Raw genomic sequence first — 21,976 nt, 5'->3', positions numbered from 1 at the left:
CTCCCGGGGTCCGCGGTCCGTCCGTCGGTGTGCTTGCAGGCCACCTCCCAGTGAAACGCGCGCCGGGTGGGCCTGCCAGGCGGCCCGGAGCGGTCCGGAGCGGTCCGGCCGCCGGTTCCGTACCCGACCCGGCGCCCTCCCCGTGCCCCGCCGCGCGCCCGTCCCTGGACGCGTCCCGGAATGCGGCCGGTGGCGGGCGCTCGCAGGATGGGGAACGAGGCGGGTGCCGACCCCGGTACGCAGGTCGCCCCGATCCGTACCGTTGTGGAGGCCCGATGGCTGCTGGGGACCGTACCGATGGCAAGGCCCCGAGCGCCGGCCGCTCCGGCATCTTCCTGGGGTTCGCGCCGTGGATCATCTTCGACGTGGTGGCGGGCCCCAGTACCTGGAAACTGGCCGCACTCACGGCGCTGATCGCCTCACTGGTGCTGAACCTGCCCGACATGCGGCGGGGGAGCCTCAAGGTGCTGGAGATCACCGGGATGCTGTTCTTCGCCGTCATCTCGGTCCTGGCGCTGGTGCTCGACCGGCAGGACCTGCTCTGGCTGGAGACGTACGCCCAGACCCTGGCGAGCACGGTGATCGCGGTCGTGGCGCTCGGGTCGCTGGCCTTCACGCCCTTCACCGAGCAGTACGCCCGCGAATCGGTGCCGCGCGAGCACTGGGACTCGCCGCTGTTCCGCCGGACGAACCGGGTGCTGACGGCCGTGTGGGGCGGGGTGTTCGTGCTCATCGCGCTGTTCGGCCTGTTCGCCGCGCGGACCGGGCACCACGGGGACTGGCTGAACTGGGTCGTCCCCGTCGTCCTACTGGTGCTGGCCGTGAAGTTCACCGCCTGGTACCCCGAACACGTCCGCGCGGGCGCCCGGGACACGGGCCGGGTGGCCTGAACTCCTGGTTCGGGTTCACGTTCAGGCGGGCGTGAACAGCTCCGCGTGCGCGCCGTCCAGGACGAATCCGTTGTCGAAGCGGACGCGGACGGTCACGCGCAGCCCCTGCTGCTGGTGGGCGATCCACGCGGGTTCCAGGGCGGCCACGTTCTCCTGGAGCTGCTTCCTGCTCCCCTCCGGCATCTGATGCCCGAAGGAGTCGAGGAGCGACCTGAGCCGCTCGTACTCGAGGACGTCCTTGCTGCTCTGCTGCTGGTGCTCGTCCACCCGTTCGACGGTGCCCTCGGTGCCGGCCGCGAGGGCCAGGAAGCCGGCGACGGCCTCCCCCTCCGGCGTGACCGGACCGGCCGACAGCATGAGGTCGGCGGCGAGCCGCACCCGGATGCCCACCCGGAGGCCTTCGTTCAGTGTCATCGGTCCTTCATCTCCCCGGTCGGGGCACGAGCCTATCGGTGACCTGTCAGCCGCGGACCGCAAGGTGGTCGGCGACGGCCTCGTGGGTCAGGTGGAGACCCGCCCGCAGGACGGCGTCGTGCCGGGTCGGGTGGGCCGCGCGGTGGGCGAGGTCCAGGCCGCGGGCCCGGTCGAGGTCCGCGGCCACGGCGGCGCTGTCCTCGCCGCGCAGGGCGGCGTCCACGGTCCGGGCGGTGGCCCGGACCAGCGGGGCGAGTTCGCGCAGGGAGGTGTCCGAAACGGGCGGCGCTGCCGCGCCGTCGGTCCGGGCGCGCTCCCGCAGTTCCTGGGTGAAGTACTGGAGGGTGAGGGCGGTCCGCGCGGCGAACCTCAGCCGCTCCTCCAGCCCGTCCGGCGGCCGGCTCGGCGTACGCAGGTACAGCCGGGGGAGCCGGGTGCGTCGAGCGGCCCGCTCGTAGGCCGCGAGTCCGGTCCGCGGCCGCAGCCACAGCTCCGCGTCCCCGGCGGGCCCGCGGGGGGTGGGCGGTCCGCCGGCGCCGAGCCGGGCGGCGACCGCGCCGAGGAGGCCGTCGAGTTCGCCCCGGTACGTGTCGAGCCCGGCCGCGGCCGACCGGTACGGGTCCGGCGGCCACAGCAGCGGCCCCAGCAGGACGACGGTGGCGATGCCGACGGCGCTCTCCGCCAGCCGGGCCCGGGCGTAGCCGGGGAGGGCGGTCGCGTAGATCACCAGCGCGCTGACCAGGACCTGCTGGTTGGGGGCGCCGCCCCGGTACATCAGGTACATGCCGGCGCAGCCGCAGGCCAGTACGACGAGGAAGGACAGCGAGGCGGCCCAGGACACCGAGGTCACCGAGGAGGCCGTGGGCGGCGGCAGCCAGTGCAGCACGAGCGTCGTCAGCGCCACGCCCACGACGACGCCCACGAGCCGGTCCCACCCCCGTCGCGGGGCGTCGTAGACGTCGTCGCGGAGGATCAGTACGGCCGGCAGGGCGGCCGGCACCGGGACCGTGCTCGTACCCCACCACAGGCACAGGAACCAGGGCACGGCGGCGCACACGGCCAGGCGGGTGGCGGAGCGCAGTCGTGCGCGGGGCGGCGGGTCGGGCGGGACGGAGACCGTACCGGGCATGGCGGACATCGTAGGCCTGTGCGGCCGGCCGCGGCCCCATCGACGGGACGGGCGGGCCCGCCTATGATTCCGACGCGCCAAGCACCTCGAACATGCATACCCACAACGGGCGATGGCGGCCTCCGGGACCCGTACCGGAAGCGCCGTCCCGGCCCGACGAGTTCGGAGGTCCTGTTGAGCACATCCACACGCACCCCGCGTACCCCGCGTACCCCGCGCAGACTGGCGGTGCTGGCCGTCGGCCTGACCGCTGTCCTGGCAGCGTCGGTGGGCCCGGCCTTCGCCGCGCCGCACAACTCGACCGGCCCGGCGGCCACGCACACGGCCGCCCCCGCGGCCCCGGCCGTGGTCAACCCGGGCAACCAGGTGTCCCTCCAGTACGACTCCGCGTACTTACCGCTGACCGCCACCGGCGGCGTGGCCCCCTACACCTGGTCGGCGGTCAACCTGCCCGTCGGCGCCTCGATCAACGCCTCGACCGGCCTGATCTCGGGGCTCCTGCGCGGCAGCGGCATCCGTACGGTGACCGTCACCGCCCGGGACGCCACCGGCGCGGCCGCCTCCGCCACCTTCACCTGGCGCGTGATCCGCGACGCCTGCCCCCGCTGCTGATCCGTCGCCCGGCCCCCCTGCCCCGATCGCGGGCGGGGGGCGCCGGGCGGTGTTCCTCGGGCAGGATGGGCGGATGGGTACGAGGGAACCGGTGACGAGGGCGCAGGCGCTGGCCGCCCCGGGCGAGCGGCGCATCCTGGGCATCGCCGGGCCCCCCGGGGCCGGAAAGTCGACCCTGGCCGCCCGGATCGCCGACGCGCTCGGACCGGACCGGGCCGTGGTGGTCCCGATGGACGGCTTCCACCTCGCGCAGGCCGTGCTGGACGACCTGGGCCGCGCCGACCGCAAGGGCGCCCCGGACACCTTCGACGCCGCCGGCTACGTCGCCCTGCTGCGGCGGCTGCGCGCACCGCAGGGGCCCACGGTGTACGCGCCTGCCTTCGACCGCTCCCTGGAGGAGCCGATCGCGGGCAGCATCCCCGTCGCCCCGGACGTACCGCTGGTGATCACCGAGGGGAACTACCTGCTGCACGACGCGGGGGAGTGGTCCGCGGTGCGGCCGCTGCTGGACGAGGTCTGGTACCTCGCCCCCGCCGAGGACCTGCGCCTGGACCGGCTGATCGACCGTCATGTGCGGCACGGCAAGGACCCCGCGCACGCGCGTGCCTGGGTGGCCCGCTCGGACGAGGCCAACGCCCGGCTCGTCGCCCTCGGCCGGCACCGCGCCGACCTCGTCCTCGACACCGGCTGACACCGCCCGGCCGGCCGCACACCCCTTCTCCCTCGACGCCGCGCTCGGCAGCACCCCGTACCCAGTGTGGTGGACGGCCGCCGACCGCGGCTGAGCCTCCGTCACACGGACCGGGCCGGCCGGGCCGCGCTCGGGCCTCAGGGGCTGCGCCACATGTTGGCGTACGCCGCGTTCTCGATGGTCCGCCGCTGGCGCACGGCCTCCAGTTCCATCACCGCGTCGTTGACGACGGCCAGGACGGTCGTCACCGCCTCGTCGCCCGGGCGGGGTTCGGCCTCGGGGTCGTCGCTGCGGAGGCCCACGACCGAGGCGAGGGCGGCGAGGACGGGCTCGTCCTCCTCCTGACGGCCCAGCGCCCGCCGGCGGGCGGGCGTATCGGCCACCTCCATGCGGTCGCTCCCGAAGGGCAGCAGGCCGCGCCGTCCCCGCGTCAGCTCACCGGCCTCCTCCAGGGCGGCCTGGTACGCCGCGGACAGATCGCGGCCGCGGCGCCACAGCCATTCGTCGACCCGCTCGTACGGAGTGTGGCGGGTGAGCGCCGACGCGGCCTCGGACAGCAGCGGGTCGTGCAGCTCCGACGGCTCGCCGGGCACGATGCGGTCGCCGTCCAGGGCGGCGGCCTGCGCGTCGAGGAGGTCGATCAGCTCGGCTCCGGCGAGGGCGAGCGACAGGTCGCCCTGCCCGACGGGACGGTCCGGCGGCGGGTCCATCGCGATGATGAACAGGTCTTTCGCCGTACTCATGAACGGCTCCCCTCGGAGTCATCGGAAGGCGCGGGTAGCGGCGGGGGCCAGCCGGCCGGTGGGACCGGCTGATCACCTTCCCTATGGTCGCACCAACGCCCGCGAGGGCCCCGTGGTTCCCCGATGCACCCGGTAGGCCTACTCCTCGAACAGCGACGAGGCCGGGTGAGCCGCGTCTCACCTGAGCACTGCCGCTTGTCTATGCAACGAGTTGCATAGAAAGATCGGGGCATGGCGCTCGACCACGCGATCCTCGTCTCCCTGCTGGAGAAGCCGGGCTCCGGCTACGAGCTGGCCCGCCGGTTCGACCGGTCCATCGGCTACTTCTGGACCGCCACCCACCAGCAGATCTACCGCGTGCTGGGGCGGATGGAGGGCGACGGGCTGCTCGCCGTCCGCGAGGTGCCGCAGCAGGGCCGGCCGGACAAGAAGGAGTACTCCGTCGCCGGTCCCGGCCGCGCCGCACTCGCCGGGTGGCTGCACGAGCCGATCGAACCCGAGAGCCTGCGCCACGACCTCGCCGTCAAGATCCGCGGCGTGGCCTTCGACGACCCGGCCGCGCTCATCCAGGAGGTCGAGCGGCACCACCGGGCGCACAGCGACCGGCTGGCCCGCTATCTCGCCGGTGAACTGCGCGACTTCACCGGGCCGGACGCCCCCGCGCCGCTCGACGCCGGTCAGGAGCTCCAGCACGTCGTGCTGCGCGGCGGCATCGCGTACGAGCGGATGACGATCGCCTGGCTCGACGACGTCCTCGCCACGCTGCACCGGCTCGGCGGGACCGCATCGACCGCCGCCACCACTGCCACCACTGCCACCACCGCCGCCACCGCCTGAACCGCACGGCCGCACCGCCGTGCGCGCCGCCGCACCCGCCGCCGCGCCCCTCCACGCGCCCGACCCCAACCCCTCGGAAGGTGAACCTCCATGGCAGACGCCCTGCTCTTCAACCCGCACACCTACGACCCGGCGCACTTCGACCCCGAGACCCGCAGGCTGCTGCGCGCCACCGTCGACTGGTTCGAGAGCCGCGGCAAGCGCCGGCTGATCGAGGACTACCGCTCCCGCGCGTGGCTGGCGGACTTCCTCGCGTTCTCCGCGAAGGAGGGGCTCTTCGCGACCTTCCTGACCCCGGCCGCCGCCGCGGGCGAGGGGGAGTCGGACAAGCGCTGGGACACCGCCCGGATCGCGGCCCTGAACGAGATCTTCGGCTTCTACGGCCTCGACTACTGGTACGCCTGGCAGGTCACCATCCTCGGCCTGGGCCCGGTCTGGCAGAGCGACAACGCCGAGGCCCGCGAGCGCGCCGCGCAACTCCTCTCCGAGGGCGAGGTGTTCGCCTTCGGCCTCTCCGAGAAGAGCCACGGCGCCGACATCTACTCCACCGACATGCTGCTGCAGCCCGACAGCGACGGTGCCGGCGGATTCCGCGCGAGCGGCTCCAAGTACTACATCGGCAACGGCAACGCCGCCGGCCTCGTCTCGGTCTTCGGCCGCCGCACCGACATCGAGGGCCCCGACGGCTACGTCTTCTTCGCCGCCGACAGCCGCCACGCGGCGTACCACCTCGTGAAGAACGTCGTCGACTCCTCCAAGTACGTCAGCGAGTTCCGCCTCGACGACTACCCGGTCCGCGCCGAGGACGTCCTGCACACCGGCCGGGCCGCCTTCGACGCCGCCCTGAACACTGTCAACGTCGGCAAGTTCAACCTCTGCACCGCCTCCATCGGCATCTGCGAGCACGCGATGTACGAGGCCGTCACCCACGCGCACAACCGCGTCCTGTACGGCCGCCCCGTCACCGCCTTCCCGCACGTGCGCCGGGAGCTGGCCGACGCGTACGTCCGCCTGGTCGGCATGAAGCTCTTCAGCGACCGCGCCGTCGACTACTTCCGCACCGCCGGCCCGGACGACCGCCGTTACCTGCTCTTCAACCCGATGACGAAGATGAAGGTGACCACCGAGGGCGAGAAGGTCATCGACCTGATGTGGGACGTCATCGCCGCCAAGGGCTTCGAGAAGGACAACTACTTCGCGCAGGCGGCCATCGAGATCCGCGGCCTCCCCAAGCTGGAGGGCACGGTCCACGTCAACCTGGCCCTGATCCTCAAGTTCATGCACAACCACCTGCTGAACCCGGCCGAGTACCCCGAGGTGCCCACCCGTCTCGACGCGGCCGACGACGCCTTCCTGTTCCAGCAGGGACCGGCCCGGGGCCTGGGCTCCGTACGCTTCCACGACTGGCGGACCGCCTACGACGCGTACGCCGCCGTGCCGAACGTGGCGCGGTTCCGCGAGCAGGCCGACGCCCTCTGCGCGTTCGTGGCCACCGTCGCGCCGGACGAGGAGCAGAGCCGTGACCTCGACTTCCTCCTCTCCGTGGGCCAGCTGTTCGCGCTGGTCGTCTACGGGCAGCTGGTCCTGGAGCAGGCCCGCCTGACGGACCTGGACGAGTCCGTGCTCGACGAGCTGTTCTCCGTGCTCGTGCGCGACTTCTCCGGCCACGCCGTCGAGCTGTACGGCAAGGACTCGGCCACCGCTGCCCAGCAGGACTGGGCGCTCGGCGCGGTCCGGCGTCCGGTCGTGGACGAGGCGCGCGCGGCGCGCGTCTGGGCCCGGGTCGAGGCGCTGTCCGGCACGTACGAGATGGCCCCGTAGGCAGCGGCGCGCGGGGGACCGGCACACCGCCGCCGGCGCTGTGCCGGTCCCCCGGCGGTTTTCCGTTCGCCGTCCGCCGTCAGGCCTGTGCTGTGGGGCGAACGACGATGTCACCCACGTCGACACCGTCCGGCTGCTCGATGGCGAAGGCGATGGCGCGGGCCACCGCGTCCGGCGACAGCGCGGTCTCCATCATGCGGTCGATCCGGTCCCGGGCCTCCGGTCCCATGCGCTCCGTGAAGTCCGTACGGACGGCGCCGGGCGACACGACGGTCACGCGCAGGCTGTCCCCGGCCTCCTGGCGCAGGCCCTCGGAGATCGTGCGCACGGCGTTCTTGGTGCCCGCGTACACGGACTGGAGCGGCACGACCCGCAGTCCGGCGGTGGACACGACGTTGACGAAGTGGCCGGAGCCCTGTTCCCGGAAGACGGGGAGCGCCGCGGCGATCCCGTAGAGGACGCCCTTCAAGTTGACGTCGATCATCTCCTCCCAGTCGTCGACGCGCAGTTCGTCGAGCGGGGAGATCAATCCGACCCCGGCATTGCCGACGAGCACGTCGAGCCTGCCGTACCGCTCTCGCGCCAGGTCGACGAGGCCCACCAGGTCGGTGCGCCGCGTCACGTCCGTACGGATCCAGGCGGCCTCGCCGCCGGCCTTCTCGATCCGGGCGGCCAGAGCCTCCAGGCGCTCCGTGCGGCGTGCGCCGAGGACCACCTTCGCGCCCCGCTCGGCGAGCAGGAGGGCGGTGGCCTCGCCGATGCCGCTGCCCGCGCCGGTGACGGCCACGATTTTGCCTTCGATTCCCGACATGGCGGGAGTCCCTTCCGAAGAGGAATGGGGCAGGCCGAGGCCATGCCCTAGAGTGAAAGTGGAGGCGCCGCCACTTCAGCCAGGCTAAGTGGAGGCCCCTCCACTTAGCAAGCGGGTGTCGATGAGGAAGCAGGGGAGGGCCGTTGATGGCCGCAGACGCAGAACGCCCGCTGAGGGCCGACGCACAGCGCAACCGGGACAAGATCCTGGCTGCCGCGGTGCGCGTGTTCACCGAGCAGGGCCTGGAGGCGCACTTCGAGCGCATCGCCAAGGAGGCCGGCGTGGGAACCGGCACCCTCTACCGCAACTTCCCCACCCGCGAAGCCCTGATCGAGGCGGCCTACCGGAACGAGGTCGCCCGCCTGTGCGACTCCGTCCCCACCCTCCTGGCGGCCATGCCGCCGTACGAGGCCCTGCGCGACTGGACGCGCCGCTTCATCGACTACGCCACAGCCAAGATGGGCATGGCCGACGCGATGCGCGCCGTCCTCGCGGCGGGGACCAACCCCTACGCCGACAGCCGCCGGTTGATCCAGGACGCGCTCACCTCCCTGATGGAGGCCTGCACCGCCGCGGATGCGATCAGGTCCGACATCACCTCGACCGACATGTTCGCCGCCCTCGCCGGCATCGCCCTCACCTCGGCCGGCCCCGAACAACGGGCCCAGGCCGAACGCCTCCTCGACCTCACCCTGGACGGCCTCCGAGCCCGACGTGAGTAACCCGGTTGCGGCTGCTCCGGTCGCCTGGACGAAGATGCCTGTATGAGCAGAGAGACCGACGAGGTGGGCGCAGCGATCGCGGGTGAGCTGCGTCTGATGGACCCCGGCGTGCGCACGTCGCAGTCGCTGGTCCGGCAGCTCCTCGACCCGCACTTCGTGGAGGTGGGCGCCTCGGGCCGGCGGTGGACGTATGAGGAAATGCTCGCCGTGCTGCCGGAGATGGACGGTTCTGCGGAGGGCGGCCCGCGCTATGAGCCCTCGGAGATGACCGGTGTCCTGCTGGCACCCGGGCTGGTGCACCTCACCTACGAGACCGTGATCGACGGAAATCGGGCCCGGCGGAGCTCGCTCTGGCGCCGGCACGGCGCGGGAGCCGAGTGGCAGATGTACTACCACCAGGCCACCCCCTGTCCGAGGACTTAGGGCCCCGCCGGGGCCGACGGGCGCCGGCGGTTCAGCGGGGGCGGCGGCGGGCTCGGGGGGCTCGGCGGGCCGCGCGGTCGCGCCAGTGGCAGAAGGTTTCTGCCGGGTCGGTCCAGTACTTCCACGGGAGGGCGCCCACGTAGCCGTCGACCAGACGGAACTGCGCCAGCGCCGCGTCGTACCGCTTCTGCCGGGTCAGGAAGTAGGCCAGCAGGTGACGCACCTCGGCGGCGTTCGGATGGTTCGAGGGGGCCGCGGCGAGGTCGGCCAGAGCGGCATCGACCAGCGAGACCAGGTGCGGTGAGCGGAAGTCGGCGGAACGCGCGTCCGAGTGACGGTGCTCGAACCAGGCGATCAGCGGCAGCACGGTGAGCAGGCTGCCGACCGGCGCCTCGGCCGCCGCCCGCTGCGCGAAGGACATGGCGCGCTCCTCCGAGCCGCGCCACTTCGCGCACCAGTACTGGAGCGCCGCGTAGTGCGCGTCGAAGTGGTACGGGTCGCGGGTGGTGATCTCCTTCCAGATCCGCAGCATGTCCTCTTCGGGGTGGCCGAGGCCCAGCGCCGCCCATATCCCGCAGACATACGGAATCGGGTCGGCCGGGTTCAACTCGGCCGCGCGGGCGCTCTCTTGCGGTACCCGGGCCAGTGTGGCGTGGAATCCGGCGAACTGCTCCGCGCTGGTGTGCTTCGCCCGGGCGCCGCCACGCTGCTGCCAGGCCAGGTTGACCAGCGCCTTCGCCCGTACCACTGCGAGGTCGGCGTCGTCCGGCCCGGCAGCGGCCTCCCACGCGTGCAACCAGCTGTCGGGGCGCGCGGCTCGGTGGGAGCCGAGGGCGGCGGCGCAGGCGGAGCGGCGTGCCCAGTCGCCGCGCTCCCTGGTCTCGGCCATCAACCGTGCGGCCGGCTCCCAACTGCCCCGGGCGGCCGCGGCGGCCGCCCGCTCCAGCTCGGGATCGGGCGCGGCCCGGCCGGTGTGCTGCCTGGACTGCGGAAGGAGCCCCGACTTCCGGGAGGCGCGGGCCGAAGCCCGGTCCGGGACATCGACGGTGGTGCGGCGGTAGTGGACGACCGCCAGGGCGATGACGAGCCCGATGACGACGATGCGTGTGACTTCCACGGTGGGAGCCCCTGGGGGAGGAGTGATCGAAAAGTGGGGACCCGGGAGTATGACGTGGTGGTGCGATCCTCCGCAAATACGTTTCCGCTGGTGGGGCGGCATCATGGCGCCCGCCCCGCAAGGTCTGCCGGTACCTGCCCGGGGCTACCTCCGCTGCCGTTCGGCCCGCGGCGTGCCGTACGCCCCGGCCCGCCGGGGACCCCGCTCCGCCTCGACGAGGCCGAGCGGGGTCCCCGGGCGGCCGTACGGGCCGCCGTCAGGCGAGCGCGTCCGCCAGCAGCTTCGCGGTGCGGGCGATCAGCGTGTTGTCGCGCGGCGCCGTCGGCTCCGGCAGGGTCGAGAGGATGGACAGGACCAGCGGCGGGCGTCCCGGCGGCCAGGCGATGCCCACGTTGTTGTTCGTCCCGTACGATCCGGCGCCCGTCTTGTCCGCGACGGCCCAGTCCTTCGGCAGGCCGGCCCGCAGGCGGTCGGCACTGGTGGTGTTGGACAGCAGCCACCGGTTCAGCTGCTCACGGTCCCCGGAGTCCAGCGCGTCGCCGAGCGCGAGGCGGGCGTACGTCCGCCCGATCGCGCGGGGGCTCGTGGTGTCCGTCACCCGCGAGGGCTCCGCCGAGTTCAGCGCGGGCTCCCACCGGTCGAGCCGGGTCGTACGGTCGCCCAGCGAGCGGCAGAAGCGGGTGACCGCGGTGGGGCCGCCGAGCTCGCGCAGCAGCAGGTTGCCCGCCAAGTTGTCGCTCTGGGCGATGGCGGCGGAGCAGAGTTGCGCCACGGTGAGGCCGCCCGCGATGTTCTCGGGCCGTTCCGTGACCGAGCCGCCGCCCGCGTCGGTGACGTCCTGGAGGGTGTAGTGGATGCGCTTGGCGAGGTGGGCGCCGTCGTGGTCGAGGTCACGCAGCACGGCGGCCACTGCGAGCGTCTTGAACACCGAGCACATGGGGAACAGTTCGTCGGCCCGGTGCGCCACGGTGCGTCCGGTGGCCGTGTCCCGCGCGTACACACCCAGCCGCGCCCCGTACTCGCGCTCCAGTTCGCGCAGTCGCGCCACGACCTCCCCCTCGCCGTGCCGGGACACGGACACGGACGCGGATGCGGATGCGGACGCGGCACGGGCCGCGCCCACCGGCAGCGCGGCGGCCAGAGCCACCCCCGCCCCCGCGGTCAGCAGTGCGCGACGGGACGTTGATGCGCCCTGGGTCTTCACGTCGGGTTCTCCTCTTCCTGGCCGGTCATGTGAGAGCGAAGACATCAAACGTGATCATTTCGGTTCCGCGTGCAAGCGGTCCACGGAGCGTGCGACGCACGCTTTTCAGCCGCTTTTGGGCCGTGTTCGTGAACAAGGCCGAATATCATCCATAACCCCGGCAAACCACCTGCCGGACGAGATCACTGCATCGAGCTAATGCCAACGGTTTTCAGGCTCAAGTGGGCGTACCGGGACGTTACTGTTCCCCCGGATCTGGACGGATTCCCTGATATTCGCCCCCTTTTTCCTCGTTCTCTGGTGACGCGCGTACCCGCGGACCACCGCCCTTACGAAGGAGAGCTCGCCCGATGACCGTTGACACCAGCCCGGAAGCGCAGTTGGAGCCGCCGCGGCAGTCCAGCCTGAGCACGGCCGCCGCCCGCAACCTTGCCAGCACGACCAAGTCCGCCCCGCAGATGCAGGAGATCACCTCCCGCTGGCTGCTGCGGATGCTCCCCTGGGTGGAGACCAAGGGCGGGACCTACCGGGTCAACCGCCGACTGACGTACACCGTCGGCGACGGGACCATCGAGTTCGTCCAGGACGGCGCGAACGTCCGCGTGATCCCGCGCGAGCTCGGCGAACTGGCCCTGCTGCGCGGCTTCGAGGACGACGACGTGCTGACCGCACTCGCCGGCCGCTGCGTCCAGCGCGACTTCCGTGCCGGTGAGGTGATCGTCGAGCGCGGTACCCCCGCCGAGCAGATCCACCTGATCGCCCACGGCCGGATCAGCCAGACCTCCGTCGGCAAGTACGGTGACGACGTCGCCGTCGCCGTCCTCGCGGACGGCGACCGGTTCGGCGAGAACGCCCTGCTGGACGCCGACGCCACCTGGGACTACACGGCCACCGCCGAGACCCCCGGCATCCTGCTCACCCTCTCCCGCGGCGACTTCGCCTCCGTGCTCGCCGCGGCGCCGCAGCTCCAGGCCCACATCGACCGGTTCAGCATGCTCCCGCAGCAGCGCCAGAACAAGCACGGCGAGGCCGAGATCGCGATGTCGGCCGGCCACACCGGCGAGGCGGAGCTGCCCGGCGCCTTCGTGGACTACGAGCTCAAGCCGCGCGAGTACGAACTCTCCATCGCCCAGACCGTGCTGCGCATCCACACCAGGGTCGCCGACCTGTACAACGGGCCGCACAACCAGACCGAGGAGCAGCTCAGGCTGACCATCGAGGCGCTGCGCGAGCGCCAGGAGCACGAGCTGATCAACAACCGGGACTTCGGTCTGCTCCACAACGCCGCCTTCAAGCAGCGGATCCAGACCCACTCCGGCCCGCCCACCCCGGACGACCTCGACGAGCTCCTGTGCCGCCGCCGCGGCTCCAAGTTCTTCCTCGCGCACCCCCGGACGATCGCCGCGATCGGGCGCGAGTTCAACGCCCGCGGGCTCTACCCGGACCACGTCGACGTCGGCGGGCAGCAGGTCCCGGCCTGGCGCGGGGTCCCGATCCTGCCCTGCAACAAGATCCCGATCAGCAAGGAGAACACCAGCTCGGTGCTCGTCATGCGAACGGGCGAGGACAACCAGGGCGTCATCGGCCTGCGCCAGACCGGACTCCCCGAGGAGTACGAGCCGGGCCTGTCGGTCCGCTTCATGGGGATCAGCGAACAGGCGATCATCTCCTACCTGGTCACCACCTACTTCTCCGCCGCCATCCTGGTGCCCGACGCGCTCGGTGTGCTGGAGAACGTGCAGATCGCCCGCAGGCGGGACTAAGAGGACCTGCCCGACGGCCGCGACAGCCAGGACCCGTGCCTGTCCTGGCCCGCCGAGCACGCCCGGGATCCGGGACAAACCACTTACGTCACCAAGGAGTTACGGATGCCCGATCCTGGGCCTTCCCCTCTGCAGTCGAGCCTGCCTGCCGCCGCGGCCTCCTTCGGGGCCCACATCCTCGCCAACGCCCTGGCCGCCGGTGTCGAACCCGCCGCCGGCGCCGGGCCCGTCCGGCCCTCGCCGCCGTCGCCGCCCGCCCTGCCCACCGGTCCCCCCGTACTGACGCCCGCGCCCGCATCCCTACCCGTGGTCGACGAGAGCGCGGCCCCCGCTGCTGCCGCCGCCGCGCCGCGGCCGAACGCCGCCGCCCTGGACCGGATCCTGCGCGGGCCCAGTGGCCTGGGCACGGAGAGCCTGCACTGGGCCCGCAGCGAGGAGGTGGCCGCGGCGGGCGCCGCGACCGGCGCCGCGACCGCCGAGCCGGCGCCGGTCGCGGGCCGTCCGATCCCGGGCCTCTACCACCACCCGGTGCCGGAGCCCGATCCGGTGCGGGTGGAGGAGCTCAGCCGCAGGATCAAGGCCTGGGCGCTGGACGAGGTCTCGTTGTATCCGGACGACTGGGAGGACCAGTTCGACGGATTCTCCGTCGGGCGCTACATGGTCGCCTGCCATCCGGACGCCCCCAGCATCGAGCACCTGATGCTCGCCACCCGCCTGATGGTCGCCGAGAACGCGGTCGACGACTGCTACTGCGAGGACCACGGCGGTTCGCCCATCGGCCTCGGCGGACGGCTGCTGCTGGCCCATACCGCCCTCGATCCGCTCCACACGACGAAGGAGTACGCGCCGCAGTGGGAGGCGTCGCTGCTCTCGGACGCGCCCCGGCGCGCCTACCGCTCCGCCATGGAGTACTTCGTCCAGGCGAGCACCGCCTCCCAGGCCGACCGGTTCCGCCACGACATGGCCCGACTGCACATGGGCTATCTCGCCGAAGGGGCCTGGGCGCAGACGGAGTACGTCCCGGAGGTGTGGGAGTACCTGGCGATGCGGCAGTTCAACAACTTCCGCCCCTGCCCCACCATCACCGACTCGGTCGGCGGGTACGAACTGCCCGCGGACCTCCACGCGCAGCCCGCCATGCAGCGCGTGATCGCGCTCGCCGGGAACGCCACCACGATCGTCAACGACCTGTACTCCTACACCAAGGAACTGGCCAGTCCCGGACGCCACCTGAACCTGCCGGTGGTGATCGCCGAACGCGAGAGGTGCTCCGACCAGGAGGCCTATCTGAAGGCGGTGGAGGTCCACAACGACCTCATGCGCGACTTCGAGGCCGCGGCCGCCGAGCTGGCCCTCGCCTGCCCCGTCCCGAGCGTGCAGCGCTTCCTGCGGGGCGTGGCCGTATGGGTCGACGGCAACCACTACTGGCACCAGACCAACACCTATCGCTACAGCCTGCCCGATTTCTGGTAAAGATGGGAATTGTCCATGACTAGCACCGATCTCACCGCCGCTGCCGGTACCTCCTCCGTGTTCATCCCCGGCCCGGCGACCCCTTATCAGGGTGACATCGCCCGTTACTGGGACCACGAGGCCAGGCCCGTGAACCTCCGGCTCGGCGACGTCGACGGCCTTTACCACCACCACTACGGCATCGGCGACATCGACCACGCCGCTCTCGGTGACCCCGCCGACAGCGCCTATGAGAAGAAGCTGATCGCCGAGCTCCACCGCTTGGAGTCGGCGCAGGCCGAACTGCTCCTCCAGCACCTCGGCGCCATCGAGCGCGACGACACCCTCGTCGACGCCGGCTGCGGCCGCGGCGGCTCCATGGTCATGGCCCACCAGCGCTTCGGGTGCAAGGTGGAGGGTGTCACCCTGTCGGCCAAGCAGGCCGACTTCGCCAACCGGCGCGCCGAGGAACTCGGCATCGAGGACCACGTCCGGGCCCGCGTCTGCAACATGCTCAGCACCCCCTTCGAGACCGGGCAGGCCGCGGGCTCGTGGAACAACGAGTCGAGCATGTACGTGGACCTCCACGACCTGTTCGCCGAGCACTCCCGCGTCCTCGCGGTCGGCGGCCGCTACGTGACCATCACCGGCTGCTGGAACCCGCGGTACGGCCAGCCCTCGAAGTGGGTCTCCCAGATCAACGCGCACTTCGAGTGCAACATCCACTCCCGCCGCGAGTACCTGCGGGCGATGGCCGACAACCGCCTCGTGCCGCAGGCCGTGATCGACCTGACCCCCGAGACGCTGCCGTACTGGGAGCTGCGGGCCACGTCCTCCCTGGTCACCGGCATCGAGGAGGCGTTCATCGAGTCCTACAAGGACGGCTCCTTCCAGTACGTCCTGATCGCGGCCGACCGCGTCTGAGCGGACGCTCACCGAACGCCGGCCGAAGGGGCCGGGGCCGTCGTCCGACGGCCCCGGCCCCTTCGGGGTGCTTCGGGTGCTCCGGGGGGCGGCCCGGCCCCGATCAGCCCACCAGCACCCCGGGGTTGAGGATGCCCCGCGGATCGAGCGCCCCCTTCGCGGCCCGCAGGGCGAGGGCGAAGGGCTCGGGGCGCTGGCGGTCGTAGTCCGGGCGGTGGTCCCGGCCGACGGCGTGGTGGTGGGTGATGGTGGCCCGGTGGCGGTGCAGGACCTCGCTCGCGACGGCTTTCAGTTCGTCCCAGACGGCCACCTCGTCACCGGCCCGGCCGGCCGCGAGGACGGTGAAGTAGGGCGCAGCGCCGTCCGGATACACGTGTGTCAGACGGCAGTTGACGGTCGCGGGGTGTCCGGTGGCCTTGACCGCCGCCGCGCCGACCTCCCTGCGTACCTCGTCGATCAGTGCGGGGATCCGGTCCCAGGTGGCCGCCGTTTCGAAGGTCTCCGCCACCGCCCCCATCCTGACCAGACCGTCACGGAGGTAGGGCATCCGCAGGAAGGCCGAGCGCCACGCTCCGACGGCTGCGTCGCCGCCGGGGGCCCCCTCCCGGTCGCCGTCGGCCCCGTCCGCCGCGTCGTACCGGGCGCCGTGCGAGCGGGCCAGCGCGACGGCCCGTTCGAGGCGGGCGCCCACCGGTTCGTCCGCCGACTCGAATCCCAGCACCAGTACGGAGCTGCCGTCGTGCGCCGCACCCGACAGTGCGGCCTCACCGGAGTCCAGCAGCCGGCAGTTGGCGGGGGAGAGGTCGGACTGTGCGAGGGCGCGCACCGCCCGGAGCGCGTCCTGGAAGTCCGTGAAGGAGACCGCGGCGGAGGCCTTGTGGCGGGGGCGTTCCTGGAGGCGGACCCAGGCTTCGGTGATGACGCCGAGGGCTCCCTCGGAGCCGAGGAACAGGCGGTCGGGGGAGGGCCCGGCCCCGGAGGCGGGCAGCCGCCACGAACTGCTGGTGCCGGCCGGGGTGACGACGCGCAGCGACTGTACGAAGTCGTCGATGTGGGTCCGGCCGGTGGCGTAGTGGCCGCCGGCCCGGGTGGCGAGCCAGCCGCCGAGGGTGGAGAACTCGAAGCTCTGCGGGAAGTGCCGCAGGGTGAGGCCGTGCGGGCGCAGCTGGTCCTCCAGGCTCGGCCCGAGGGTGCCGGCCTGGATGCGGGCCGCCCGGCCCTCGGTGTCGACCTCCAGCACGCGGCCCATCGTGGTCAGGTCGAGGGACATCACGGCCCGGTGGGCGTCGCCGCGGTACTCGACGCCCCCGGTGACCGAGGATCCCCCGCCGTAGGGGACGACGGCGACCTGTCGTTCCCCGGCCCAGTCCAGCAGGTCGGCCACGTCCCGGTCGTCCGTGGGCCGGGCCACGAGGTCGGGGATCCGGCCGGGGCGGCCGCGCAGGGCGCGCGCCACGTCGCGGTAGGCCTTGCCCATGGAGTGGGCGGCGCGGTCCCCGCGATCGGTGCTGACCAGGTGGGCGAGGCTCTGCGGGGGTTCGGCGGCCGGGCCGGCGATCTCCAGGTCGCTCACGCGGGGCACGGGGAGCGGGCGGCCGAGGGTGCCGGGGAGCAGGGCGCCCATCGCGGTGCATTCCGCGTCGTCGGGATGGGCGTCCGTCCAGCCCCAGCCCCACCAGGAGCGGGTGCGGGACGTGGACTGCGGGGTGGTGCCGGCCATGGCGGCGCTCCAGGGGTCGAGGTAATTTACCTAGCGGTAAATTACCTACTGATAATATCGGCTCATGGCAACCCCTTCCTCGAAAGCCGGCACCAAGGGAGTCCCGCGGGAGCACCGCCGCCGGCAGATGCTGGAGGCGGCCACGGAGGAGTTCGGCACCCATGGCTACGCCGCCGCCTCGCTCCCCGCGATCGCCGCACGGGTGGGCGTCACCAAGACGCTGCTGCACCAGTACCTCGGCAGCAAGGAGGACCTGTACGTCGCCTGCCTGGTGCCCGTCGGGGACCGGCTGCTGGAGGCCGTCCGCGAGGCGATGGCCGAGGGCGGGGCCGCGCCGCACACCCCGCTGCGCGTGCTCCACGGCATCTTCACCGCCCTGGAGGGCCGGCGGGAGGCGTGGTTCGTGCTCTACGACACCAGCTTGCCGCCCGGTGGTGAGGCGGCCCGCCGGGCCTCGGAGTACTGGGCGGCCATCGACGGTCTGGCCGCGGGCGGTACCGCGGAACTGCTGCGCGCGGCCGGCTCCACGGACCCGCTGGACGCCGACGCGCTCAAGTACGTCTGGCGGGACCTCGTCGCCACCCTCGTCCGCTGGTGGGTCAAGCACCCGGAGCAGACGCCGGAGGCCATGACCCGCCGCTGCGCCCGCCTCTTCGCGGCCGCCGCCACCATCGCCCCCGACGGCCGGCCCGGCTGAACGGGGGCCCGCGGCGGGCCGGCGGGGTCGGTGAGGTCTACCGGGTGCGCTCCTGTTCGGCCTGTTCGGCCTTCGCGGCCTTGAGCTTGCGCCATACGGTGCCCAGCGCCTCCAGGTCCTGCTCGTCGAGGAGCTCGGTGAAGACCGGGGCCAGGGCCTCCCGCCGGGTCGCGTCGGCCTCGGCGAACACCGTACGTCCCGCCTCCGTGAGGGCCACCTCCACCGACCGCGCGTCGCGCGCCGAGGGCGTACGGGTGACCAGGCCCCGGGTCTGCAGGGCGTCCACCACGCGGGAGACCTGGCTGCGGCTGAGCAGGGTGCTGTTGCCGAGGACGGAAGCGGGCACCGGCTCCGGGCTGGAGGCCAGCCACAGCATGACCTCGAACCAGGACACGGGCAGGTCGTGCGCCTTGACCAGGGCCCGGTCGACGCGGTCGGTCATGACGGTCCCGGCCCACACCAGCCCGTAGAAGGCGTAGTCGGCCGTCGGCATCTCGGCTTCGGTGAGCTTCTTCGGCATGTCGGCAGTCTAGAGCTTGCGTGCGCACGCACATAATTTTATGGTGTGTGTGCACGCACATAAATCACCCCTCATGAAAGGCCCCGCCATGTCCACCCTCCCCACCGCTCCCGGCAGCTCCACCCGCACCGTCCTGATCACCGGCACCTCCTCCGGCATCGGCCTGGCCGCCGCGATCGCCGCCGCTCGCGCCGGCTGGCGGACGGTCGCCACCCTGCGTGACACCGGCCGAGCCGACGCCCTGCGCAAGGCCGCCGTCGAGGCGGGCGTGGAGCTCGACATCCGACAGCTCGACGTCGTCGACGAGGCCTCCGTCGCCGCCGCCGTGGAGGGCGTGATCGCCGACTACGGCCGGCTCGATGCCGTCGTGAACAACGCCGGCGCCGGGCACGTGGGCACTCTGGAGCTGGAAACCGTCGCCGACGTCCGTGAGGTCATGGAGGTCAACTTCTTCGGCGTGCTGAACGTCTCCAAGGCGGCCCTGCCGCACCTGCGGGCCACCGGCGGCCGCCTGATCACGGTCACCAGCGTCGGCGGCGTCGTCGGCCAGCCCTTCAACGAGGCCTACTGCGCCGCCAAGTTCGCCGTCGAGGGGTACATGGAGAGCCTGGCACCCGTCGCGGGCGCCGTCGGGGTGAGCGTCACCGTCATCGAGCCGGGCGCCGTGGCGACCGAGTTCGTGAACAACATCGACCTCGACCTCGAAGCCCGCATCGCCGCGGCCGGCCCCTACTCCGACGCGCTGCGCCACTACGTCGAGCGCACCGTCGGCCAGTTCCTGAACGGCGCGCAGACGCCCGAGGGCGCCGCCGAGTCGGTCATGGAGGCTCTGACCGTGGAGCACCCCGCGTTCCGCATCCAGACCTCCGACTGGGCCCGCGACTTCACCGGGAACAAGCTGGTCGACCAGGACGGCTCGGCGGTCATCGGCATGACCTCGACCTGGGTGGCCTAGAGACGGCCCGGCAGGGGCGGCGCGCCGACCTGTGCCGCGCGCGGAACCGGGTCATCATGGCCGAAGGCGGACGAGTCGCCCGTGCGGTCCCCTCCGGGGCCGCGCGCGGCGGGCCCGTACCGCCCGAGCCGGGAGGTGACTCGTACGCATGGACGAATCGCGCAAGGCCTGGATCATGATCGGCGCCGTCGTCGCCGTCATCCTCCTCGACCTCATGGCCATCATCCTGATGAACGTCCTCTGACGATGACCGTGTGACACACCGCCGCCGCCCCCGGTCGTACCCCGGCCGGCGGCGGTGTTCGTCCATCCGCCCGTCCCTCCGTCCGCGCCATCGCCCCGCCCATCCCTGACATTGCGCCAACTTCCCTTGCGTACACGGCCTTTCCGGCCCAATCGGCATGCAGGGAACGGAGTCCGCCCAGCCCCTTGCCGCGCCACACCGGTTCGCGAATGATGCTCCCGGCGTGTCGGTCGACGGTGCCCCGTCGCGATGCGTCCGCCACCCCTCGCACCCGGTCGGCCAGGAGGCCCGTTTTGCGGACGAAACGTCACATACGGAGATCATTAGTGGTTCTCGGCGCCGCCCTCACGGTGGTCGTCGCCGTCCCCCAGGTGGCCTTCGCGGCGCCGCCCCCGGCGCTCCCGGGCAAGGCCGAGACGATCGAGCTGACCTACCAGCCGGCCTACGACTACGACACCGACGGCTGCTACCCGACACCCGCCATAGGCCCGACCGGAGTGCTGAACAGCGGCCTCAAGCCCACCGGAGCCCTCAACGGCAGCTGCCGGGACGCCTCGGACCTCGCCAACACCAACGGCTACTCCCGCTGGAAGTGCAACAACGGCTGGTGCGCCGTCATCTACGCGCTGTACTTCGAGAAGGACCAGGCCCTGCCCGGCATCGAGCTCGGCGGCCACCGCCACGACTGGGAGCACGTGGTCGTCTGGATCCAGGGCAACGAGGCCAAGTACGTCGCGACCTCGGCCCACGGGGACTTCAACATCCACTCCCGGGACCAGATCCGCTGGGACGGCAACCACCCCAAGATCGTCTACCACAAGGACGGCATCGGCACGCACTGCTTCCGGGCGGCCAACACCAACGACGAGCCGCCCGAGAACCACCGCGGCACCTGGCAGTTCCCCACGCTCGTCGGCTGGTCGGGCTATCCGGCGACCCTGCGGGACAAGCTCACCCAGGCCGACTTCGGCAGCGCGCACTTCGGCCTGAAGGACGGCTCCTTCGCCTCCCACCTGGCGGAGGCCAAGCCGGCGGGCATCGCCTTCGACCCCAACCAGTAGGACGGGCCGCCGGGCACCGGCCCCGCACCGCGCGGGACCGGTGCCCGTACTGCCGTGCCGTCAGCCGGCCCAGATCCTGAGGTACCCCTCGCGGTATCCGGACGGGTCCCAGGACGTGGCGCCGTCGCTGTTCTGCGCGGTGGCGATGTGCACGGGCGCCACGTAGCCGCTGGCGGGCTGCTCGGCGAAGGCGCGGTTGAACTCGTCGACGATCTGCCAGCCCTGCTGGTTGAGCGGCTCGGGGACGGTGGCGGCCTGGAACTGCTCGCTGTTGATCCGCTGGAAGGCGGAGGGGTCCCCGTCACCCGCACCGATGTTGAAGGGCGGCCCGGCCCCCGGTTTCCCGGCCGCCCGCAGGGCCGGAGCCGCGTCGGCGAAGTAGAGGTCGTTGATGGCGACCGAGTACGTCCACTCGTCCTGGAAGCGTGAGAGCAGCGAGGAGACGGCCTGCGCGGTGCGGCTCGCGGCGTCCGGGATGGGGATGTTCTCGTACGAGAGCAGGCGTACGCCGGGACAGGTGGCGAGCTGCTTGCGGATCAGCTGTGACTTGTTCCGGGCGAAGGGGATCGAGTCGTCGGTGAACAGGACGACACCGGCACCGCCCTCGGACCGGGCGATGATCCAATCCGCGCTGATCTTCGCCACGTCCTCCACCTTCGTGGTGACGTTGGTGAACAGCCTGGGGCGCTCGCTCGGGCCGGGGGAGCCCACCGCGTGCCAGCCGATGACCGGGATCCGCGCCGCCTCGGCCCGTGCCATCTGCTGCGAGGTCAGCTGGGGGTCGAAGCCGCCGATGACGATGCCCGAGGGCGCCAGGGTGATGGCCTGGCTGAGCGCCGCCTGGATCCCGGCGGGCGTGCCTTCCCCGTCGATCACCCGGACCTGCCAGCCGATGGCCTTCGCGGCCTCCTCGACGCCCTTCGCGACGCCCGCGACGCCGGGGTTGGTCATGGTCTGCGCGACGTAGACGATCGACTTGCCGGGCACCGCCGCGGGGCCGGTGGTCGGGCCGTGCCAGGAGGTGTCGGCCTTCTCGGCCTGCGCCACGGCCGCCCCGGCGCTCGCCAGGACGGTGGGGCAGCCCGCCGTGGGCGGCGCGGCGCCGGTGGAGGGGCCGCCGCCCCCGCAGCCGGCGACGAGGGCGGCGCTCGCGGTCAGCAGGGCGGCGGTCGTGCGGGTGCTCCGGCGGCCGGTTCTGCGGTGCGGGTCCTTCGGGTACACGGTGC

General features: G+C 72.4%; 22 protein-coding genes. 13 read left to right on the top strand and 9 right to left on the bottom strand.

Translation table 11 applies throughout. From position 1 onward, the window contains the following. Positions 1-275: 275 nt before the first annotated feature. Positions 276-890 carry a hypothetical protein gene (locus B6R96_RS03300; RefSeq protein WP_081524951.1) on the top strand — a complete coding sequence of 205 codons (615 nt, stop codon included), beginning with the start codon at positions 276-278 and terminating at the stop codon, positions 888-890. A 21-nt stretch (positions 891-911) separates the two neighbouring features. Here the strand turns inward: B6R96_RS03300 and B6R96_RS03295 are convergent, their stop codons facing one another. Continuing rightward, positions 912-1,304, bottom strand: a complete 393-nt coding sequence (locus B6R96_RS03295; protein WP_081521494.1) for a hypothetical protein — start codon at positions 1,302-1,304, stop codon at positions 912-914. A gap of 46 nt (positions 1,305-1,350) precedes the next feature. Then, positions 1,351-2,433, bottom strand: coding sequence for a hypothetical protein (locus B6R96_RS03290; RefSeq protein ID WP_081521493.1), 1,083 nt, complete (start codon positions 2,431-2,433; stop codon positions 1,351-1,353). A gap of 174 nt (positions 2,434-2,607) precedes the next feature. On the opposite strand from B6R96_RS03290, the gene B6R96_RS03285 reads away from it, so the two are divergent. Together B6R96_RS03285 and B6R96_RS03280 are read left to right on the top strand one after the other, a co-directional pair. Then, positions 2,608-3,045 (top strand): Ig domain-containing protein, encoded by a 438-nt coding sequence (locus tag B6R96_RS03285; RefSeq protein WP_159396266.1) that lies wholly within the window; start codon positions 2,608-2,610, stop codon positions 3,043-3,045. Between the two features lie 73 nt (positions 3,046-3,118). Continuing rightward, positions 3,119-3,736, top strand: a complete 618-nt coding sequence (locus B6R96_RS03280; protein WP_081521491.1) for a nucleoside/nucleotide kinase family protein — start codon at positions 3,119-3,121, stop codon at positions 3,734-3,736. A 137-nt stretch (positions 3,737-3,873) separates the two neighbouring features. Here the strand turns inward: B6R96_RS03280 and B6R96_RS03275 are convergent, their stop codons facing one another. After that, entirely contained in the window at positions 3,874-4,479 is a 606-nt protein-coding gene (locus B6R96_RS03275) for a GOLPH3/VPS74 family protein (protein WP_081521490.1), read from the bottom strand. 231 nt (positions 4,480-4,710) lie between these two features. On the opposite strand from B6R96_RS03275, the gene B6R96_RS03270 reads away from it, so the two are divergent. Next, positions 4,711-5,316 carry a PadR family transcriptional regulator gene (locus tag B6R96_RS03270; protein ID WP_081521489.1) on the top strand — a complete coding sequence of 202 codons (606 nt, stop codon included), beginning with the start codon at positions 4,711-4,713 and terminating at the stop codon, positions 5,314-5,316. A 90-nt stretch (positions 5,317-5,406) separates the two neighbouring features. Continuing rightward, positions 5,407-7,137 carry an acyl-CoA dehydrogenase family protein gene (locus tag B6R96_RS03265; protein WP_081521488.1) on the top strand — a complete coding sequence of 577 codons (1,731 nt, stop codon included), beginning with the start codon at positions 5,407-5,409 and terminating at the stop codon, positions 7,135-7,137. 79 nt (positions 7,138-7,216) lie between these two features. Here the strand turns inward: B6R96_RS03265 and B6R96_RS03260 are convergent, their stop codons facing one another. Beyond that, positions 7,217-7,948, bottom strand: coding sequence for an SDR family oxidoreductase (locus tag B6R96_RS03260; protein WP_081521487.1), 732 nt, complete (start codon positions 7,946-7,948; stop codon positions 7,217-7,219). A 146-nt stretch (positions 7,949-8,094) separates the two neighbouring features. Between B6R96_RS03260 and B6R96_RS03255 the strand changes: the two genes are divergently transcribed. Together B6R96_RS03255 and B6R96_RS03250 are read left to right on the top strand one after the other, a co-directional pair. Next, positions 8,095-8,670 (top strand): TetR/AcrR family transcriptional regulator, encoded by a 576-nt coding sequence (locus tag B6R96_RS03255; protein WP_030389804.1) that lies wholly within the window; start codon positions 8,095-8,097, stop codon positions 8,668-8,670. Positions 8,671-8,712: 42 nt separating this feature from the next. Then, entirely contained in the window at positions 8,713-9,093 is a 381-nt protein-coding gene (locus tag B6R96_RS03250; RefSeq protein ID WP_081521486.1) for a nuclear transport factor 2 family protein, read from the top strand. 31 nt (positions 9,094-9,124) lie between these two features. On the opposite strand, the gene B6R96_RS03245 is transcribed toward B6R96_RS03250, so the two are convergent. Further along, positions 9,125-10,210 (bottom strand): hypothetical protein, encoded by a 1,086-nt coding sequence (locus tag B6R96_RS03245; protein ID WP_081521485.1) that lies wholly within the window; start codon positions 10,208-10,210, stop codon positions 9,125-9,127. A gap of 256 nt (positions 10,211-10,466) precedes the next feature. Then, positions 10,467-11,414, bottom strand: coding sequence for a class A beta-lactamase (gene bla, locus B6R96_RS03240; RefSeq protein ID WP_237291299.1), 948 nt, complete (start codon positions 11,412-11,414; stop codon positions 10,467-10,469). Positions 11,415-11,764: 350 nt separating this feature from the next. Between bla and B6R96_RS03235 the strand changes: the two genes are divergently transcribed. From B6R96_RS03235 to B6R96_RS03225, 3 genes are all read left to right on the top strand, one after another. Beyond that, positions 11,765-13,177 carry a family 2B encapsulin nanocompartment shell protein gene (locus B6R96_RS03235; protein WP_030389809.1) on the top strand — a complete coding sequence of 471 codons (1,413 nt, stop codon included), beginning with the start codon at positions 11,765-11,767 and terminating at the stop codon, positions 13,175-13,177. 105 nt (positions 13,178-13,282) lie between these two features. Beyond that, positions 13,283-14,650: a family 2 encapsulin nanocompartment cargo protein terpene cyclase gene (locus B6R96_RS03230; protein ID WP_081521483.1), complete on the top strand. Its 1,368-nt coding sequence runs from the start codon at positions 13,283-13,285 to the stop codon at positions 14,648-14,650. Positions 14,651-14,665: 15 nt separating this feature from the next. After that, positions 14,666-15,553 carry a geranyl diphosphate 2-C-methyltransferase gene (locus B6R96_RS03225; protein WP_053174965.1) on the top strand — a complete coding sequence of 296 codons (888 nt, stop codon included), beginning with the start codon at positions 14,666-14,668 and terminating at the stop codon, positions 15,551-15,553. A gap of 103 nt (positions 15,554-15,656) precedes the next feature. Here the strand turns inward: B6R96_RS03225 and B6R96_RS03220 are convergent, their stop codons facing one another. Then, complete coding sequence (locus tag B6R96_RS03220; protein WP_081521482.1) at positions 15,657-17,273, bottom strand: FAD-binding oxidoreductase; 1,617 nt, start codon at positions 17,271-17,273, stop codon at positions 15,657-15,659. 64 nt (positions 17,274-17,337) lie between these two features. Here B6R96_RS03220 and B6R96_RS03215 point away from each other — a divergent pair, with 64 nt between their 5' ends. Beyond that, entirely contained in the window at positions 17,338-17,970 is a 633-nt protein-coding gene (locus B6R96_RS03215; protein WP_081521481.1) for a TetR/AcrR family transcriptional regulator, read from the top strand. Between the two features lie 37 nt (positions 17,971-18,007). Here the strand turns inward: B6R96_RS03215 and B6R96_RS03210 are convergent, their stop codons facing one another. Then, the gene (locus B6R96_RS03210) at positions 18,008-18,490 is read right to left on the bottom strand and encodes a MarR family winged helix-turn-helix transcriptional regulator (protein ID WP_053174972.1); all 483 of its coding nucleotides are present in this window, start codon (positions 18,488-18,490) and stop codon (positions 18,008-18,010) included. Between the two features lie 88 nt (positions 18,491-18,578). On the opposite strand from B6R96_RS03210, the gene B6R96_RS03205 reads away from it, so the two are divergent. Together B6R96_RS03205 and B6R96_RS03200 are read left to right on the top strand one after the other, a co-directional pair. Next, positions 18,579-19,445: an SDR family oxidoreductase gene (locus tag B6R96_RS03205; protein WP_053704937.1), complete on the top strand. Its 867-nt coding sequence runs from the start codon at positions 18,579-18,581 to the stop codon at positions 19,443-19,445. Positions 19,446-19,898: 453 nt separating this feature from the next. Then, positions 19,899-20,750: an NPP1 family protein gene (locus B6R96_RS03200; RefSeq protein ID WP_443070010.1), complete on the top strand. Its 852-nt coding sequence runs from the start codon at positions 19,899-19,901 to the stop codon at positions 20,748-20,750. Between the two features lie 60 nt (positions 20,751-20,810). Here the strand turns inward: B6R96_RS03200 and B6R96_RS03195 are convergent, their stop codons facing one another. Continuing rightward, positions 20,811-21,971 carry a substrate-binding domain-containing protein gene (locus B6R96_RS03195; protein ID WP_081521480.1) on the bottom strand — a complete coding sequence of 387 codons (1,161 nt, stop codon included), beginning with the start codon at positions 21,969-21,971 and terminating at the stop codon, positions 20,811-20,813. Positions 21,972-21,976: the final 5 nt, after the last annotated feature.

Source organism: Streptomyces sp. Sge12 (assembly GCF_002080455.1).
Classification (GTDB): domain Bacteria; phylum Actinomycetota; class Actinomycetes; order Streptomycetales; family Streptomycetaceae; genus Streptomyces.
The sequence above is the reverse complement of the archived record's forward strand: the minus strand, read 5'-3'. Positions and strand labels throughout refer to the sequence as shown.

Excerpts from the sequence above, each read along its gene's own strand:
- B6R96_RS03225 (WP_053174965.1), top strand. The coding sequence starts at position 14,666 with ATGACTAGCACCGATCTCACCGCCGCTGCCGGTACCTCCTCCGTGTTC.
- B6R96_RS03300 (WP_081524951.1), top strand. The coding sequence starts at position 276 with ATGGCTGCTGGGGACCGTACCGATGGCAAGGCCCCGAGCGCCGGCCGC.
- B6R96_RS03230 (WP_081521483.1), top strand. The coding sequence starts at position 13,283 with ATGCCCGATCCTGGGCCTTCCCCTCTGCAGTCGAGCCTGCCTGCCGCC.
- B6R96_RS03205 (WP_053704937.1), top strand. The coding sequence starts at position 18,579 with ATGTCCACCCTCCCCACCGCTCCCGGCAGCTCCACCCGCACCGTCCTG.
- B6R96_RS03220 (WP_081521482.1), bottom strand. The coding sequence starts at position 17,273 with ATGGCCGGCACCACCCCGCAGTCCACGTCCCGCACCCGCTCCTGGTGG.
- B6R96_RS03260 (WP_081521487.1), bottom strand. The coding sequence starts at position 7,948 with ATGTCGGGAATCGAAGGCAAAATCGTGGCCGTCACCGGCGCGGGCAGC.
- B6R96_RS03255 (WP_030389804.1), top strand. The coding sequence starts at position 8,095 with ATGGCCGCAGACGCAGAACGCCCGCTGAGGGCCGACGCACAGCGCAAC.
- B6R96_RS03295 (WP_081521494.1), bottom strand. The coding sequence starts at position 1,304 with ATGACACTGAACGAAGGCCTCCGGGTGGGCATCCGGGTGCGGCTCGCC.
- B6R96_RS03200 (WP_443070010.1), top strand. The coding sequence starts at position 19,899 with ATGATGCTCCCGGCGTGTCGGTCGACGGTGCCCCGTCGCGATGCGTCC.
- B6R96_RS03215 (WP_081521481.1), top strand. The coding sequence starts at position 17,338 with ATGGCAACCCCTTCCTCGAAAGCCGGCACCAAGGGAGTCCCGCGGGAG.
- B6R96_RS03265 (WP_081521488.1), top strand. The coding sequence starts at position 5,407 with ATGGCAGACGCCCTGCTCTTCAACCCGCACACCTACGACCCGGCGCAC.
- B6R96_RS03250 (WP_081521486.1), top strand. The coding sequence starts at position 8,713 with ATGAGCAGAGAGACCGACGAGGTGGGCGCAGCGATCGCGGGTGAGCTG.
- B6R96_RS03275 (WP_081521490.1), bottom strand. The coding sequence starts at position 4,479 with ATGAGTACGGCGAAAGACCTGTTCATCATCGCGATGGACCCGCCGCCG.
- B6R96_RS03280 (WP_081521491.1), top strand. The coding sequence starts at position 3,119 with ATGGGTACGAGGGAACCGGTGACGAGGGCGCAGGCGCTGGCCGCCCCG.
- B6R96_RS03270 (WP_081521489.1), top strand. The coding sequence starts at position 4,711 with ATGGCGCTCGACCACGCGATCCTCGTCTCCCTGCTGGAGAAGCCGGGC.
- B6R96_RS03235 (WP_030389809.1), top strand. The coding sequence starts at position 11,765 with ATGACCGTTGACACCAGCCCGGAAGCGCAGTTGGAGCCGCCGCGGCAG.
- B6R96_RS03290 (WP_081521493.1), bottom strand. The coding sequence starts at position 2,433 with ATGCCCGGTACGGTCTCCGTCCCGCCCGACCCGCCGCCCCGCGCACGA.
- B6R96_RS03210 (WP_053174972.1), bottom strand. The coding sequence starts at position 18,490 with ATGCCGAAGAAGCTCACCGAAGCCGAGATGCCGACGGCCGACTACGCC.